The 14811-nt window shown below is 71.3% G+C and carries 15 protein-coding genes and 1 pseudogene; 7 read left to right on the top strand and 9 right to left on the bottom strand.

What is annotated here, in order from left to right; genetic code table 11:
• Positions 1-26 precede the first annotated feature (26 nt).
• Complete coding sequence (locus C7444_RS13135; protein WP_245909550.1) at positions 27-341, bottom strand: YkvA family protein; 315 nt, start codon at positions 339-341, stop codon at positions 27-29.
• A gap of 167 nt (positions 342-508) precedes the next feature.
• Here C7444_RS13135 and C7444_RS13130 point away from each other — a divergent pair, with 167 nt between their 5' ends.
• Positions 509-1789: a class I SAM-dependent methyltransferase gene (locus C7444_RS13130; protein ID WP_211317551.1), complete on the top strand. Its 1281-nt coding sequence runs from the start codon at positions 509-511 to the stop codon at positions 1787-1789.
• Between the two features lie 29 nt (positions 1790-1818).
• On the opposite strand, the gene C7444_RS13125 is transcribed toward C7444_RS13130, so the two are convergent.
• The 3 genes from C7444_RS13125 to C7444_RS13115 are packed head-to-tail and all read right to left on the bottom strand — an operon-like array spanning position 1819 to position 3670.
• Complete coding sequence (locus C7444_RS13125; protein WP_110401312.1) at positions 1819-2544, bottom strand: UPF0149 family protein; 726 nt, start codon at positions 2542-2544, stop codon at positions 1819-1821.
• Positions 2541-3086 carry a glutathione peroxidase gene (locus C7444_RS13120; protein ID WP_245909549.1) on the bottom strand — a complete coding sequence of 182 codons (546 nt, stop codon included), beginning with the start codon at positions 3084-3086 and terminating at the stop codon, positions 2541-2543. Before C7444_RS13120 ends, C7444_RS13125 begins: the two co-directional genes overlap by 4 nt.
• Positions 3083-3670, bottom strand: a complete 588-nt coding sequence (locus tag C7444_RS13115; protein WP_110401310.1) for a YceB family lipoprotein — start codon at positions 3668-3670, stop codon at positions 3083-3085. The genes C7444_RS13120 and C7444_RS13115 overlap by 4 nt, the downstream gene beginning before the upstream one ends.
• A gap of 88 nt (positions 3671-3758) precedes the next feature.
• Between C7444_RS13115 and C7444_RS13110 the strand changes: the two genes are divergently transcribed.
• The 4 genes from C7444_RS13110 to C7444_RS13095 are packed head-to-tail and all read left to right on the top strand — an operon-like array spanning position 3759 to position 6854.
• Complete coding sequence (locus C7444_RS13110) at positions 3759-4415, top strand: TetR/AcrR family transcriptional regulator (RefSeq protein ID WP_110401309.1); 657 nt, start codon at positions 3759-3761, stop codon at positions 4413-4415.
• Positions 4416-4457: 42 nt separating this feature from the next.
• Positions 4458-5120 (top strand): protein-L-isoaspartate O-methyltransferase family protein, encoded by a 663-nt coding sequence (locus C7444_RS13105; RefSeq protein ID WP_110401308.1) that lies wholly within the window; start codon positions 4458-4460, stop codon positions 5118-5120.
• 18 nt (positions 5121-5138) lie between these two features.
• A complete protein-coding gene (locus C7444_RS13100; protein WP_110401307.1) occupies positions 5139-5480 on the top strand; it encodes a rhodanese-like domain-containing protein in 342 nt (113 codons plus the stop codon).
• Positions 5481-5525: 45 nt separating this feature from the next.
• Positions 5526-6854 (top strand): TolC family outer membrane protein, encoded by a 1329-nt coding sequence (locus tag C7444_RS13095; RefSeq protein ID WP_110401306.1) that lies wholly within the window; start codon positions 5526-5528, stop codon positions 6852-6854.
• A 36-nt stretch (positions 6855-6890) separates the two neighbouring features.
• Here the strand turns inward: C7444_RS13095 and C7444_RS13090 are convergent, their stop codons facing one another.
• Both C7444_RS13090 and C7444_RS13085 read right to left on the bottom strand, forming a co-directional pair.
• A complete protein-coding gene (locus C7444_RS13090) occupies positions 6891-7577 on the bottom strand; it encodes an ABC transporter ATP-binding protein (RefSeq protein WP_375136934.1) in 687 nt (228 codons plus the stop codon).
• Positions 7578-7584: 7 nt separating this feature from the next.
• Positions 7585-8841 carry a lipoprotein-releasing ABC transporter permease subunit gene (locus C7444_RS13085; RefSeq protein ID WP_110401304.1) on the bottom strand — a complete coding sequence of 419 codons (1257 nt, stop codon included), beginning with the start codon at positions 8839-8841 and terminating at the stop codon, positions 7585-7587.
• Between the two features lie 107 nt (positions 8842-8948).
• Between C7444_RS13085 and C7444_RS13080 the strand changes: the two genes are divergently transcribed.
• Together C7444_RS13080 and recJ are read left to right on the top strand one after the other, a co-directional pair.
• The gene (locus tag C7444_RS13080) at positions 8949-9896 is read left to right on the top strand and encodes a hypothetical protein (RefSeq protein ID WP_110401303.1); all 948 of its coding nucleotides are present in this window, start codon (positions 8949-8951) and stop codon (positions 9894-9896) included.
• Between the two features lie 31 nt (positions 9897-9927).
• Complete coding sequence (gene recJ / locus C7444_RS13075) at positions 9928-11649, top strand: single-stranded-DNA-specific exonuclease RecJ (RefSeq protein WP_110401302.1); 1722 nt, start codon at positions 9928-9930, stop codon at positions 11647-11649.
• A gap of 4 nt (positions 11650-11653) precedes the next feature.
• Here recJ and C7444_RS13070 read toward each other — a convergent pair whose 3' ends face one another.
• The 3 genes and pseudogenes from C7444_RS13070 to C7444_RS13060 all read right to left on the bottom strand — a co-directional run.
• The gene (locus C7444_RS13070) at positions 11654-12610 is read right to left on the bottom strand and encodes an NAD(P)H-dependent flavin oxidoreductase (protein WP_110401395.1); all 957 of its coding nucleotides are present in this window, start codon (positions 12608-12610) and stop codon (positions 11654-11656) included.
• 145 nt (positions 12611-12755) lie between these two features.
• On the bottom strand, positions 12756-14546 hold the full coding sequence (locus C7444_RS13065) for an acyl-CoA dehydrogenase (RefSeq protein WP_110401301.1): 1791 nt from the start codon (positions 14544-14546) through the stop codon (positions 12756-12758).
• 103 nt (positions 14547-14649) lie between these two features.
• A pseudogene (locus C7444_RS13060) lies at positions 14650-14811 on the bottom strand (electron transfer flavoprotein subunit alpha/FixB family protein); the annotation flags it as partial.

Genomic DNA, 14811 nt, shown 5'->3' with positions numbered 1-14811 from the left:
GACCGCTCGCGAGCCCGGCAGGCGAATCAGCGGCGATCCACCACCTCGACCACCGTCGCGCCATGACCGAAAGCCGCCCGTTCGGCATCCTCGCGCACCCGCACCGGCAGGCGGGACAGCAGCCAGCGCAGCGAGAAACCGACGATCAGCAGGTCGTCGACCCAGCCGAAGATCGCCAGGAAGTCCGGGATCAGGTCGATCGGGGACAGCACGTAGCCGACCAGCAGCACGGTGCAGACCTTCAGCCAGCCGGGTGCCTGCGGGTGTTTCAGCGCCTGCCAGAGCACCCGTGCATCGCGGCTCAGGGCCGACCACATCACCGCCAGACGTTTCAGGTTCATGAACTTGCCCATCACGCTTCATCCTCCAGGAGTCGACATCACCGGACCGCCCACGTGGCGGCCAACGTGCTGCATGGACCCCGGGGGCTGCGGGAGGTTCCCCACCCCGGCCAGGGCGCGGGCATGACGGACAATCGGCACCCACCCACGCCCCGACGGCCCGCCCGATGTTCACCCACCTGATCGACACCCCATCGACCGACGCCACGGCCGAGCCGTCGGCGCGCGAGCGTTTCATCCGCCTGCTGCTGACCGCGCTGCACACCGGCTCGCCCCTGAAGCTCAACCTGAGCCGCTACCGGGGCGACGAGGCGGGGCTGGAGCGGGTGCTGGGCCGGCCGGTGATGCTGCGCGGGACGCCCTGCCTGCAGCTGGTGTATCGCCACGCGACCAAGGACATCACCAAGAACCACCCGGTCGGCGAGGTCGACGCGCTGATGCGGCAACTGCTCGGGCCGGCATTCCAGAACGCCCACCTGACCACGGCCACGCAGGAGGTGCAGCTGAGCGTCAAGGAAAAGGGCGGGCGCGACCGCAGCCAGCTGCGGGTGGGCCGCCTGCCCGGCACGGCGGCGGCCGAGCCGGCCGCCGACGACGGCGGCGAGGTTCCGGCCGGAACCGGCGCGGACGCGCTGGCCCACAACCGCAGCAAGCAGCGCCTGCTCGACCTGGGCCAGCCCTGCTGGGTCGACCTCGGCCTGACCACGCCCGGGGGCCAGATGGTGCCGGCGATGGCACGCAAGTGGAAGCAGATCAACCGCTTCGCGGAGATCTTCAGCGCCGCGCTGGCCGCCTCGCCGCTGGCCGCGTCGCGGCAGGTGCGGGTCATCGACTTCGGCTGCGGCAAGGGTTACCTGACCTTCGCGATGCACGAACTGCTGCGCAGCCAGGGACGCGAGGCGCAGGTGATGGGCGTCGAGCTGAGGCAGGAACTGGTCGAGCTGTGCAACCGCAGCGCGCAGGCCCACGGGCTGGACGGCCTGCGCTTCGACGCCGGCGACGTTCGCAGCTACACGCCCGACCCGGTCGACGCGATGATCGCGCTGCACGCCTGCGACACCGCCACCGACTTCGCGATCCACCTCGGCCTGCGGGCCGGCGCGAGCATCATCATGTGCTCGCCCTGCTGCCACAAGCAGCTGCGCCCGCAGATGAACGCCCCGGCACTGCTGCGCCCGCTGCTGCAGCACGGCATCCACCTGGGCCAGGAGGCCGAGATGGTGACCGACGGCCTGCGGGCGCTGCTGCTCGACGCGCAGGGCTACGACACCCAGGTGTTCGAGTTCATCTCGCTCGAGCACACCAACAAGAACAAGATGATCCTGGCCACGCGCCGCCAGCGTCCGGACCCGGCCGGCCACCGCGAGACGGTGCTGGCCCAGGTGCAGGCGCTCAAGGACTTCTACGGCATCCGCGAGCACTGCCTCGAGACGCTGCTGAAGGCCTGAGCGAGCCGGCCCGGCCGGGCCGGGCGGTCTCAGTCCTCGCGCTGGACCAGCGCGCAGCAGTGCTTGTACTTGCGACCGCTGCCGCAGGGACAGCTGTCGTTGCGGCCGGGCTTGACGCCCGTGCGGCGGAAGGTCGTCGCCTGGCGCTGGGCCTGCGCACGCTGCTGGCGCTGCGGCTCCAGGCTGGCATGGGCCCGGTTGAGGCCGACCACCAGGTGCATCAGCAGCTCCTGGCGCTCCTCGGCCGGCAGGGCGGGCGAGCGCTTCTGCTCGTCCTCGTCGTGCTCGTGGGCCAGCCAGAGCAGCGGCTCGAGCGCCCCGGCCTGGGCCGGATCCTGCAGCAGCATCTCCCAGCCCTCGGGCGCCAGCCGCATCGCACGCACGTAGCCGCGCGCCCAGTCGTTGCCCTGCAGGCCACCTTCACCGTCATCGAGCAGGATGGGCAGGTAGAGCTGGTCGGGCTCGGCCAGCATCCGGGCCAGGCCCCGGCCGACGGTGGTCCAGTGGCGCATCACCAGCTGCAGGATGGCCTGCGCCTGGGCGGGACTGTCGAAGGACGCCTGCTCGTTGGCATCACTGCCCCAGATCAGCGGCAGCCAGACCTCGTTGGTCAGGCGCTCGGGCGCGGTCTGCAGGCCGCAGAAGAAGCCGTCGAGCTCCTCGACGTTCATCGCCCCGGTGGGCAGACCGCTCAGGAAACTCTGCAGGCGGTCGAATTCGAGCTCGTCGAGCGGCTCATGGGCTGGTGCGTTCATGGCGGGATTGTGCCGCGGCCCGCCTCGGCCAGCGCCGCCTCGATGGCGCCGGTCAGGCGGGCGGGGGTGGCCGTCGGCGCAAAACGCCCGATCACCCGACCGTCGCGGCCGACCAGGAACTTGGTGAAGTTCCACTTGATGGCGCGGGTGCCCAGCAGCCCCGGCGCCTGCGCGCACAGCCAGCGGTAGAGCGGGTGCGCCTGCGCGCCGCGCACGTCCACCCGCGCCATCATCGGGAAACTCACGCCGAAGCGCTGCGTGCAGAACTCGCCGATGCGCGCCGCGTCCCCCGGCTCCTGTCCACCGAACTGGTTGCACGGGAAACCCAGCACCACCAGCCCGTCGGGGCCGTGGCGCTGCCACAGCGCCTGCAGCGCGGCGTACTGCGGCGTGAAACCACATTCGCTGGCGGTGTTGACGATCAGCAGCACCCGGCTTTGCCAGGTCGACAGGCGCACGGGCTGGCCGTCCAGGGAGAGCGCGTCGAAGTCGAAGGCGCAGCGGGGCGGACCCATCGGCGGGCGGGAGGCGGATGCCGTCATGAGGGCAGCGGCTCCAGATCGACCACGAGGCCGGTGGCGGTGATGCGCAGGCCGGCGGGCCGCACGCCGCGGCGGTGCACCCGGGCCATCGCCTGTTCGGAAAAGCGCCGCACCACCAGGTCCTGCAGCCCCCCGGACACCAGCGGCCCGAGCAGGCGGGCCAGCCGGTCGCCCGTGGCCGACGACAGGCCGTCGATCTCGAGCCGCTCGAGCGCGACGTCGTCCAGGCGCACCGACGCCTGATCACGATCGAAGCGCAGGCCGGTGCTCAGGCCCGTCACGCCCGTCCAGCCCGAGGGGCCCGGCAGCGCCCCGGTGCCACGCAGGTCCAGCGCCAGCGCGAGCCGGTTGCGCTCGGGCAGCAGGCGCAGGCGCGGGTGATCCGCCTCCAGCTCGACCAGGCCGGCCAGGCGGCGGCGCAGCGGAAAGTGCGCGCCCAGGCCCTGCAGCAGCTGCGCCTGGCTGATCTCGAACTCGCGCGGCGGGCTGATGCAGCCGGCGCCGAGCATCGACCAGGGCAGCAGCACGCCGCCGGCCTGCCCGAGCAGGCGACGGCGGGCCGGGGAAGCGGGCGGGCGACTCATGCGGCGCATTCTAGGCAGGCCCGCGCTTGACCATTGCAAAAGTGCTCCGCTACATTACTGACCAGTCAGTCATTTACCTGTCCCCCTCTTGTCGAAGCCCTCCGTCCCCTCCCCGTCCGGCAAAACGGCCCCGGCGCACCTGCGCCGCAAGGCCGAGCGCCCGCAGGAACTGATCGATGCGGCACTGGCCCTGTTCGTGGAAAAGGGCTTTGCCGCCACCCGCACCGAGGAGGTCGCCCAGCGCGCCGGCGTCTCCAAGGGCACGCTCTACCTCTACTACCCGAGCAAGGAAGAGCTGCTCAAGGCCGTCATCGAGCAGCGCCTGTCGGCCGAGATCGCCGCCGGAGCCGCCGCGGTGGCCGCCCACACCGGCAGCGCCACCGAACTGCTCAGCGACGTGCTCTCGGCCTGGTGGGCACGCGTGGTGGCCAGCGATGCCTCCGGGGTCTTCAAGCTCATCATCACCGAGGTGCGCAACTTCCCAGACATCGCCGAGTTCTACAACGAGCAGGTGGTGCGCCCGGGCCACGCGCTGATCGCCGGCATGCTGCAGGCCGGCATCGACCGTGGCGAATTCCGGCCGGTGGACGTGGACGCCACCGTGCATTCGCTGCTGCTGCCCATGGTCATGCTGTGCATCCACAAGCATTCGCTGGGCGTGTGCCAGCCGAGCGACGCGATGGGCGACCCCGCGGTGTTCATTCGCCACCACATGGACCTGATGCTGCACGGCCTGCGCAACTAAAATGACGGGTTTTCGAGCCCTCAGGACCCCAAGGAACCCACGATGAATGTCGAACAGGCCCGCTTCAACATGATCGAGCAGCAGATCCGCCCCTGGGATGTGCTGGACACCTCGGTGCTGTCGCTGCTGAGCATCGTCAAGCGCGAAGACTTCGTGCCGATGGCCCACCGCAGCCTGGCCTTCATGGACCTGGAGATTCCGCTGCCCGCCAGCGACGGCAGCGCCCAGAGCATGCTCGCCCCGCGCCTGGAAGCCCGCCTGCTGCAGGAACTGGCTCCGGCCCGCCACGAGAAGGTGCTCGAGATCGGTGCCGGCTCGGGTTTCATGGCCGCGCTGCTGGCGCACCGCGCCCAGCAGGTGGTGACGCTGGAGATCCGCCCGGAGCTGGCCGCGATGGCCCGCGACAACCTGCGCCGCGCCGGTGTCATGAATGCCGAGGTGCGCCAGGGCAACGCCGCCGAAGGCGTGCTGCAGGGTCCGTGGGATGCCATCCTGATGTCGGGCTCGGTGGCCCAGGTGCCGCAGAGCCTGCTGCAGCAGCTCAAGGTCGGCGGGCGGCTGGTGGCCATCGTCGGCCAGGAGCCGGTGATGCGCGCCGAACGGATCACCCGCCTGAGCGAGCGTGAATTCCGCACAGAAATCCTGTTCGACACGATCGCTCCGCGACTCGACGGCTTTCCCGAGCCGGCACATTTCGCCTTCTGATCCCGCCCCGAGGTCCGCATGCAACAGGTGTCCGTCGTCGAACTCTCCTCGCTCGTGCGGCAGCTGATGCAGCAGGGCCTCGCCCCGGTGCTGCTGGACGTGCGCGAGCCCTGGGAGATCGCGCAGGCGAGCTTCACGCCCGAGGGCATGCGCCGGTTGGACATCCCGATGCAGCAGATCCCGGCCCGGCTGGGCGAGCTGGATCCGGAGCAGCCGGTGTTCGTGCTGTGCCACCACGGGATGCGCAGCCTCCAGGTCGCGCACTTCCTGGAGCGGCAGTCCCATGCAGAGGTGTACAACATCGCCGGTGGCATCGACGCCTGGTCCAACCAGGTCGACGCCACCACCCCACGGTATTGAGCCTTTCGTCTCATGTCCCCGAACTCGGCTGCAAAGGATGCGTCCATGAACCGGTTGATCCCCTCGCCTCTGGCGGCCATGACCCTGGCCGCCCTCGCGCTGATGACCTCGCAGGTCCGTGCCCAGAGCCTGCAGGAAGTCTACGAAGCGGCCCGGGCCTATGACGCCATCTACCTGTCGGCCCGTGCGCAGGCCGAAGCCACCTCGTTCCAGGTCGGACAGGCCGAGGCGGCACGCCGCCCGACGCTGGGCCTGAACGCCGGGCTGCAGGGCAGCAACTCCGACACGCCGCTGGCAGGCAACCGCAACCTGCGCACCGCCTCGGTGGGCCTGCAGGCCAACCAGTCGCTGTACAACCGCGCCAGCAGCGCCTCGGTCGACAAGGCCCGCAAGGGCGTCGAGGTCTCCCAGGCCGACCTGCAGGCGGCCGAGCAGGACCTGATCGTGCGGGTGGCGCAGGCCTATTTCGACGTGCTGACCGCCCGTGAGGCGCTCGCCGCCGCCCAGGCCAGCCAGAAGGCGATCGGGGTGCAGCTGGCCTCTGCCAAGCGCAACTTCGAGGTCGGCACCGCCACCATCACCGACACCCGCGAAGCCCAGGCCCGTGCCGACCTGTCCAGCGCCCAGGTCATCGCCGCGGACAACGACCTGCGGGTCAAGCGCACCTACCTCGACCAGCTGGTCGGGCGCACCGGGGTCGACCCGCGCCCGCTGGCGCCGGCGGCGATCCTGCCCGGACTGCCCGAAGGCAATGTGGACCAGTGGATCGAGCGCAGCCAGGACGCGCCGCTGGTGCGCAAGGCCCGCCTGGGTGGCGCCATCGCCAAGGACGAGATCGAGCGTGTGCGGGCCGGCAAGCAGCCCACGGTGGGCCTGACCGGCTCGGTCGGGCTGGCCAACAACAACGGCACGGCCGCCCCGAGCTCGGGCGGCGAAGGCACCAGCCGCACCGCCAGCGTCGGCGTGAACCTGCAGTGGCCGCTGTTCACCGGCGGGCTGGTCGAGAACCAGGTGCGCGAAGCGCTGAAGCTGGAGGAGAAGTCGCGCAGCGACCTCGACAACGCTCGCCGCAGCGTCGCCCAGGGCGTGCGCCAGGCCTATTTCGGCGTCGAGTCCGGCATCGCCCGGGTGCGGGCGCTGGAGGCGGCCGAGTCCTCGAGCAAGCTCGCGCTGGACGCCACGCAGCTGGGCTACAAGGTCGGCGTGCGGGTCAACCTGGACGTGCTGAACGCCCAGAGCCAGCTCTATTCGACCCAGAGCGAGCTGGCCAAGGCGCGCTACGACCTGCTGGCCACCCGCCTGAAGCTGCAGCAGGCCACCGGCGTGCTGACCCCCGCCGACTTGGAACCGGTCAGCAGCCTGATGAGCCGCTGAGCCCGGCAGGCGGGGCACTCGCCCCGCCGCCCGGCCTCACGCCATGCGGCCCTGCACCAGGCGCAGCGTGCGGTCGCAGCGCGACGCCAGTTCGTGGTCGTGCGTGACCAGCACGAAGGCGGTGCCCTGCTCGCGCGAGCGCCGCATCATCTCGTCGAACACCTTGTCGGCGGTCTCGCGGTCGAGGTTGCCGGTCGGCTCGTCGGCCAGCACGCAGGCCGGTCGCGACACCAGCGCCCGGGCGATCGCCACCCGCTGGCGCTCGCCGCCCGACAGCTCCGACGGCCGGTGCGACACGCGCTGGCCCAGACCCATCGTGGCCAGCTGGGCATGTGCGGCCTCGCGGGCCCGGGCGATCGGTTCGCGGCGGATCAGCAGCGGCATCGCGACATTGTCCAGCGCGGTGAACTCGGGCAGCAGGTGGTGGAACTGGTAGACAAAACCCAGCTGCAGGTTGCGCCACCGGCCCTGCTCGACCGCGTCCATCGACTGCAGCACCCGCCCGGCCAGGCGCACCTGGCCGCTCGTGGGCGCATCCAGCCCGCCGAGCAGGTGCAGCAGCGTGCTCTTGCCCGAACCCGACGCGCCGACGATGGCCACCGTCTCGCCGCGGCGCACCGTCAGGTCGACCCCCTGCAGCACCGTCACGTCCAGCCCGTCGCGACCGCCCTCGTGGTAACGGCGCACCAGCCCCTGGGCCTCGATCACCGGCACGTGATCCATCGCCTGTTCATTCATAACGCAAGGCCTCGGCTGGATTGACGCGGCTGGCGCGCCAGCTCGGGTAGACGGTGGCGACGAAGGCCAGCAGCAGCGAGATGACCCCGATGGGCACGATGTCGACCGCCTGCGGATCACTGGGCATGCGGGTGATCAGGTAGACGCTGCCGGGCAGGAAGGTGGTCTGGAACAGCGCCTCGAGCGCCGGCACGATCACGTCGACGTTGCAGGCCACCAGCAGCCCGAGCGCCAGGCCACCGAGCGTGCCGATCACGCCCGAGGCCGCGCCCTGGACCATGAAGATGCCCATGATCGAGCGCGGGCTGGCGCCCAGCGTGCGCAGGATCGCGATGTCGGCCTGCTTGTCCGTGACCGTCATCACCAGCGTGGAGACGAGGTTGAACGCGGCCACCGCGACGATCAGCGTCAGGATGATGAACATCATGCGCTTCTCGATCTGCACCGCGTCGTACCAGGCGGCGTTGGTGCGGGTCCAGTCACGCACCAGGTACTGCCGGCCCAGGTCGGCCGACAGCCGGGCGGCGACCTCGCGCGCCTGCTGCTGCTCGCTCAGGCGCAGCTGGATGCCTTGCGGCCCGCCGGTGCGGAACAGCCGCGCCGCGTCGTCGATGTGCATCAGCGCCAGGCCGTTGTCGTATTCGTAGTGGCCGGCGTTGAACACGCCCACCACCGTGACCTGCTTGAGGCGGGGCACGACACCCGCCGGGGTGGTCTGCCCGCTGGGCGTGACCAGCGTCAGCAGGTCGCCCTCGCCCACGCCCATCGAACGCGCCAGCTGGCCACCGAGCACGATGCCCCAGCTGCCGGGCTGCAGCCGCTGCAGCACCGTGTCCTTGAGCTGGGCCGCCAGCGGCGTGACCTTGGCCTCCTCGTCGGGCTGGATGCCGCGCACGATCGCGCCCCTCATGTCCTCGCCACGGGCGATCAGCGCCTGCGACGAGATGAAGGGCGCGGCGGCCAGCACCTCGGGCCGGGCACGCGTGCGCTGCGCCAGCGCCTGCCAGTCCTCGACCGGCGCGCCGGTGGCATCGAACACCTCGATGTGGGCGATGACGCTGAGCATGCGGTCGCGGACCTCCTTCTGGAAGCCGTTCATCACGCTGAGCACGATGATGAGCGCGGCCACGCCCAGCGCGATGCCGAGCATCGACACGCCGGAGATGAAGGAGATGAAGCCATTGCGCCGCCCGGCGCGGCCTGCGCGGGTGTAGCGCCAGCCGATGCGTACTTCGTAGGGCCAGTTCATGGGCGGCGATGCTACCCGAGACCGGCCGGGCCGCCCGCGTGCACGGGACAGGCCGGATAATGCCCGATTGACCTGCGACCCGGCGCCACCCCGCCCGGAGCCTGCCCGTGCCCCACCTGCTGATCCCCCACGCCAGCGCCGCCTCCGACGCCGGTGCCGCTGCCCTTGCCACCCTGAAGCTGCCGGTGCTGGAGCGCCTGCTCGGCCAGCTGGTGGCCGGCGAACGCTCGGGCGACGACGAGTACACCCTGAGCCTGCCGCACGAGCAGGTGCTGGCCCGACACCACGGCTGGCAAGGCGAGGACGGCCGCTGGCCGTTCGCCGCCTGGCGGGCCCGGCAGGACGGCCTCGAGGTCGACGACGAGGGCTGGGGCCTGGTCACGCCCTGCCACTGGCTGGTCGGCAGCGACCAGATCAGCCTGGTCGACCCCGGCGCGCTGGCGCTGCAGGCCGACGAGTCGCGCACGCTGATGGACACCCTGCGCCCGTCCTTCGAGGCCGAAGGCTGGCAGCTGCACTGGGGCGCACCGCTGCGCTGGTATGCCCGCCACCCGGTGCTGCGCCAGCTGCGCACCGCCTCGCTCGACCGGGCCATCGGCCGCAACCTCGACCTCTGGCTGCGCGGCCAGGATCCGGATGCACGCCGGCTGCGCCGCCTGCAGGTCGAGGCCCAGATGCTGTGGCACGAACATCCGGTCAACGACCGCCGCGAGGCGCGGCGGGCGCTGACGGTCAATTCCTTCTGGCTCAGCGGCTGCGGGGCGCCGCAGCCGGCGGCCGAGGTCGGGCTGCAGGTCGACGACACGCTGCACGGCCCGCTGGTGGCCGGGGACTGGGCCGCCTGGTGCGCCGCCTGGCAGGCGCTCGACGACGGCCCGATCCGCACGCTGCTGGCGGCCTGCGAGCGTGGCGAGCCGGTCAGCCTGACGCTGAGCGGCGAGCGGGTGGCGCAGCGCCTGGACCGGCCCGACGACCGCTGGATGGCCCGCCAGGTGCGCCAGTGGCGCGCCCGCTGGCAACCGCCGTCCGCCCGCGCGCTGCTGGCCGACCTCTGATCCCTCCACCTCCGACCGGCCCGCCCCTGCCATGACCCCACAGATCGACATCCGAGACGTGCCGCCACGCGCCAGCTGGGCGCTGGAGCAGGCGGGCGTGCACCCGCTGCTCGCCCGCCTGTTCGCCGCCCGGGGCATCCGCAGCCAGGACGAGCTCGACGACGGCCTGGCCCGGCTGATCCCGCCCGCCGAGCTGCTGGGCACCGCGGCGGCCGCCCGGCTGCTGGCCGACACGCTCGACGCCGGCGGCCACATCGTCATGGTGGCCGACTACGACTGCGACGGCGCGACCGCCTGCGCGGTGGCGCTGCGCGGCCTGGCGATGCTGGGCGCGAGGCCCGGCACGCTGCACTACGTCGTGCCCGACCGCGCGGTGCACGGCTACGGCCTGACCCCCACCATCGTCGACCTGGCGATGGAACACCGACCGGCGCTGCTGGTCACCGTGGACAACGGCATCGCCAGCCACGCCGGCATCGAGCGGGCCCACGAGCTGGGCCTGCGGGTGCTGGTGACCGACCACCACCTGCCGGCCATGGACGACGCCGGCCAGCCGACGCTGCCCGCCGCCGACGTGATCGTCAACCCCAACCAGCCCGGCTGCAGCTTCGCGAGCAAGGCCATCGCCGGGGTCGGGGTGATGTTCTACGTGCTGCTGGCGCTGCGGGCGGAGCTGCGCCAGCGCGACCGCTTCGACGCGGCCGGCCAGCCCCGGCTCGACGCCCTGCTCGACCTGGTCGCGCTGGGCACGGTGGCCGACGTCGTCAAGCTCGACACCAACAACCGCCGCCTCGTCGCGCAGGGCCTGCGGCGCATCCGCGCCGGACGCATGCAGCCGGGCATCGCCGCGCTGTTTGCCGCCGCCGGGCGCGACCCGCAGCGCGCCAGCGCGATGGATTTCGGCTTTTCGCTCGGACCGCGCCTGAACGCGGCCGGCCGGCTGGCCGACATGACCATCGGCATCACCTGCCTGCTGACCGACGACGGCACCCAGGCCGCCGAGCTGGCTCGCCTGCTCGACAGCATCAACCGCGAGCGCCGCGAGGTCGAGGCCGGCATGCGCGAGCAGGCCGAGCTGCTGCTCGATGCGCTGATGCCCGAGGGCGAGGTGCCGCCGGCGGTGGTGCTGTTCGACCCCGAGTTCCACGAAGGGGTGGTGGGCATCGTCGCCGGCCGCCTGAAGGACCGCCTGCACCGCCCGACCTTCGTCTTCGCGATCGGCGCCGACGGGCTGCTCAAGGGCTCGGGCCGCTCCATCCCCGGTTTCCACCTGCGGGATGCGCTGGACCTGATCAGCAAGCGCCAGCCCGGCATCCTCAAGCGCTTCGGCGGCCACTCGATGGCCGCGGGCTGCACCATCGAGCAGGCCGACTTCGACGACTTCGACCATGCGCTGCAGACCATCGCCGAGGAGTGGCTCGAGCCCGCGGCGCTGCAACGCCGCCTGGCCACCGACGGCCCGCTCGAGGCCCGCTGGTTCGATGCCGCCACCGTCGCGCTGCTCGACGAGCAGGTCTGGGGCCAGGCCTTCGAGGCCCCGCTGTTCGTCGACGAGGTCGACGTGCTGCGCCAGCGGCTGGTCGGCGAGCGGCACCTCAAGCTCAGCGTGCGCCTGCACGACCAGGTGCGCGACGCGATCTGGTTCGGCCGGAGCGAGCCGGTGGCCGACCGGGTGCGGCTGGCCTACCGCCTGTCGCTCGACACCTGGCAGGGCCAGGCACGCGTGCAGATGGTGGTGGAAGCCGCGGGCTGATGACCTAGGCCGCGCACAGCCGGGCCCGCGCCGCGAGGTATTCACGCCGCAGGCGCGCCACCCGCTCGGCCACCGGCACGATGGCGTCGATCGCGCCGATGCCCTGGCCGCAGCCCCAGATGTCCTTCCAGGCCTTGGCGTCGACGGCGCCGAAGTTCATCGCGCTCGGGTCGCTGTCGGGCAGGTGGTCGGGGTCGAGCCCGGCCGCGCGGATCGAGGGCTTGAGGTAGTTGCCGTGCACGCCGGTGAACAGGCTGCTGTAGACGATATCGTCGCTGCTGCTGTCGACGATGCACTGCTTGTAGGCCTCGCTGGCGCGGGCCTCGTCGGTGGCGATGAAGGCCGAGCCGATGTAGGCGAAGTCCGCCCCCATGGCCTGGGCGGCCAGCACCGCACCGCCGGTGGCGATCGAGCCCGACAGCGCCACCGGGCCGTCGAACCACTGGCGGATCTCCTGGATCAGCGCGAACGGGCTCTTGACGCCGGCATGACCACCCGCCCCCGCCGCCACCGCGATCAGGCCGTCGGCGCCTTTGTCGATCGCCTTCCTCGCGAAGGCGTCGTTGATGATGTCGTGCAGCACGACCCCGCCCCAGCCGTGCACCGCGTCGTTGACGTCGGTGCGCGCGCCCAGGCTGGTGATGACGATGGGCACCCGGTAGCGGGCGCAGACGGCCATGTCCTGCTCCAGCCGGTCGTTGCTGCGGTGCACGATCTGGTTGACGGCAAACGGCGCCGAGGGCGCGTCCGGGTGGGCCGCATCGTAGGCGGCGAGGGTCTCGGTGATCTCGGCCAGCCAGTCCTCGAGCTGCGACGCGGGCCGGGCGTTGAGCGCGGGCATCGAGCCGACGATGCCGGCCTGGCACTGGGCGATCACGAGTTTCGGGTGGCTGATGATGAACAGCGGCGAGCCGATGATGGGCAGCGGCAGGTTCGCAAGCACGGCAGGCAGGGCCAAGATCGTCTCCGGAAAGGTTCGAGTTCGATGGAGCGGCCGCGGCCGCGCACCGGGGAGTGTGCGGCCGCGGCGGCCCCGTGGCGTGTCACCGAGGCGCCAGCGGACCAGAGCCCCAAGCCCAGTCGGCGGCGCCCCGCCCCGCGCAGGGTCAGAACGCGTCGAGCGGCATCGCGCAGACCGACCCGCCCCCGTGCACGACCGTGTCGCGCAGGCCCGGCACGCGCGCCAGGATGTGCTCGGCGTAGAACTGGGCGGTGACGATCTTGGCCTGCATGAAGGCGCTGTCCTCGCCCTCGTTGAGCGCGTCCTGGGCCGCCAGCAGCGCACGGCCCATCTGCCAGCCCGCCATCAGGTTGCCTGCCAGCATCAGGTAGGGCACCGAGCCGGCGAAGACCAGGTTCGGGCTGGCCTTGCCGTGGCCGGCGACGAACTCGACCACGTCGACGAAGGCCAGGCGGGCCGCCTTCAGGTTCCGGGCGAACGACTGCGCCGCCGCGCTGTCGCGGGCGGCCAGCAGCGCCTCGGTCTGCTCGATCTGCGCGGCCAGCGCCTTGGCGGTCCGGCCACCGTCACGCCCGGTCTTGCGGCCCACGAGGTCGTTGGCCTGGATCGCGGTCGTGCCTTCGTAGATGGTCAGGATCTTGGCATCGCGGTAGTACTGCGCCGCGCCGGTCTCCTCGATGAAGCCCATGCCGCCATGCACCTGCACGCCCAGCGAGGTCACCTCCAGGCTCATCTCGGTGCTGTAGCCCTTGATCAGCGGCACCATGAACTCGTAGAAGGTCTGGTTGGCCTGGCGGGTGTCGGCGTCCGGGTGATGGTGCGCCGCGTCATAGGCCGCACCGGCGACCAGGGCCAGCGCACGGCAGCCTTCGGTGCAGGCGCGCATCGTCATCAGCATGCGGCGCACGTCGGCATGGTGGATGATGGGTGCGGCCCCGGCCACCGAGCCGTCGACCGGACGGGACTGCACCCGGTCGCGGGCGTACTGCACGGCCTTCTGGTAGGCCCGCTCGGCCACCGCGATGCCCTGCACGCCCACGGCGAAACGGGCGGCGTTCATCATGATGAACATGTACTCGAGGCCACGGTTCTCCTGGCCGACCAGATGGCCGATCGCGCCGCCGTGGTCGCCGAACTGCAGCACCGCGGTCGGGCTGGCCTTGATGCCCATCTTGTGCTCGATGGACACGCAGTGCGCGTCGTTGCGCTCGCCCAGGCTGCCGTCCGCGTTCACGATGAACTTCGGCACGATGAACAGGCTGATGCCCTTGACGCCCTCCGGCGCGCCGACCACGCGGGCCAGCACCAGGTGGACGATGTTCTCGGCCATGTCGTGCTCACCGTAGGTGATGAAGATCTTGGTGCCGAAGATCTTGTAGGTGCCGTCGGGCTGCGGCTCGGCCTTGGTGCGCACCGCCGCCAGGTCGGAGCCGGCCTGCGGCTCGGTCAGGTTCATCGTGCCGGTCCAGCGGCCTTCGACCATGGGCGGCAGGTAGAGCGCCTTCTGCTCGTCGGAGCCGGCCGTCAGCAGCGCCTCGATCGCGCCGTCGGTCAGCAGCGGGCACAGCGCGAAGCTCAGGTTGGCGCTGTTGATCATCTCGATGCAGGCCGCGCCGATCGCCTTGGGCAGGCCCTGCCCTCCGAACGCCTCGGGGTGCTGCAGGCCCTGCCAGCCACCGTCGCCGAACTGGCGGAAGGCTTCCTTGAAACCCGGCGTGGTGGTGACGACACCGTCCTTCCACGACGAGGGGTTCCTGTCGCCTTCCCAGTTCAGCGGGGCGACGACGTTCTCGTTGAACCTGGCGCACTCCTCGAGCACGGCCGCCGCGGTGTCGAGCCCGGCTTCGGCGAACTCGGGGATGTGGGTCAGCTGCTCCAGGCCGGCCAGCTCCTTGAGGCCGAACATGAAGTCCTTGACGGGGGCACGGTAGGTCATGGGTCGCAATCCTTGTGGTGGTTCTGCGCTGCGATATTGAAAAAAGGGCGCCGCAACGACATGTCGGGCGCCCTCGTGGACGGTGTGGCGGGTGGCGCGACGCTCAGAGCGCCTGGACCAGTCCGGGCACGGCGGAGAACAGATCGGCCTCCAGGCCGTAGTCGGCGACCGAGAAGATCGGGGCCTCGGGGTCCTTGTTGATCGCCACGATCACCTTGGAGTCCTTCATGCCCGCCAGGTGCTGGATCGCCCCGCTGATGCCCGC

It is taken from the genome of Sphaerotilus hippei (assembly GCF_003201595.1).
In the GTDB taxonomy this organism is placed as follows: Bacteria; Pseudomonadota; Gammaproteobacteria; order Burkholderiales; family Burkholderiaceae_C; genus Sphaerotilus; species Sphaerotilus hippei.
This window is presented reverse-complemented; position numbering and strand designations above follow the sequence as displayed.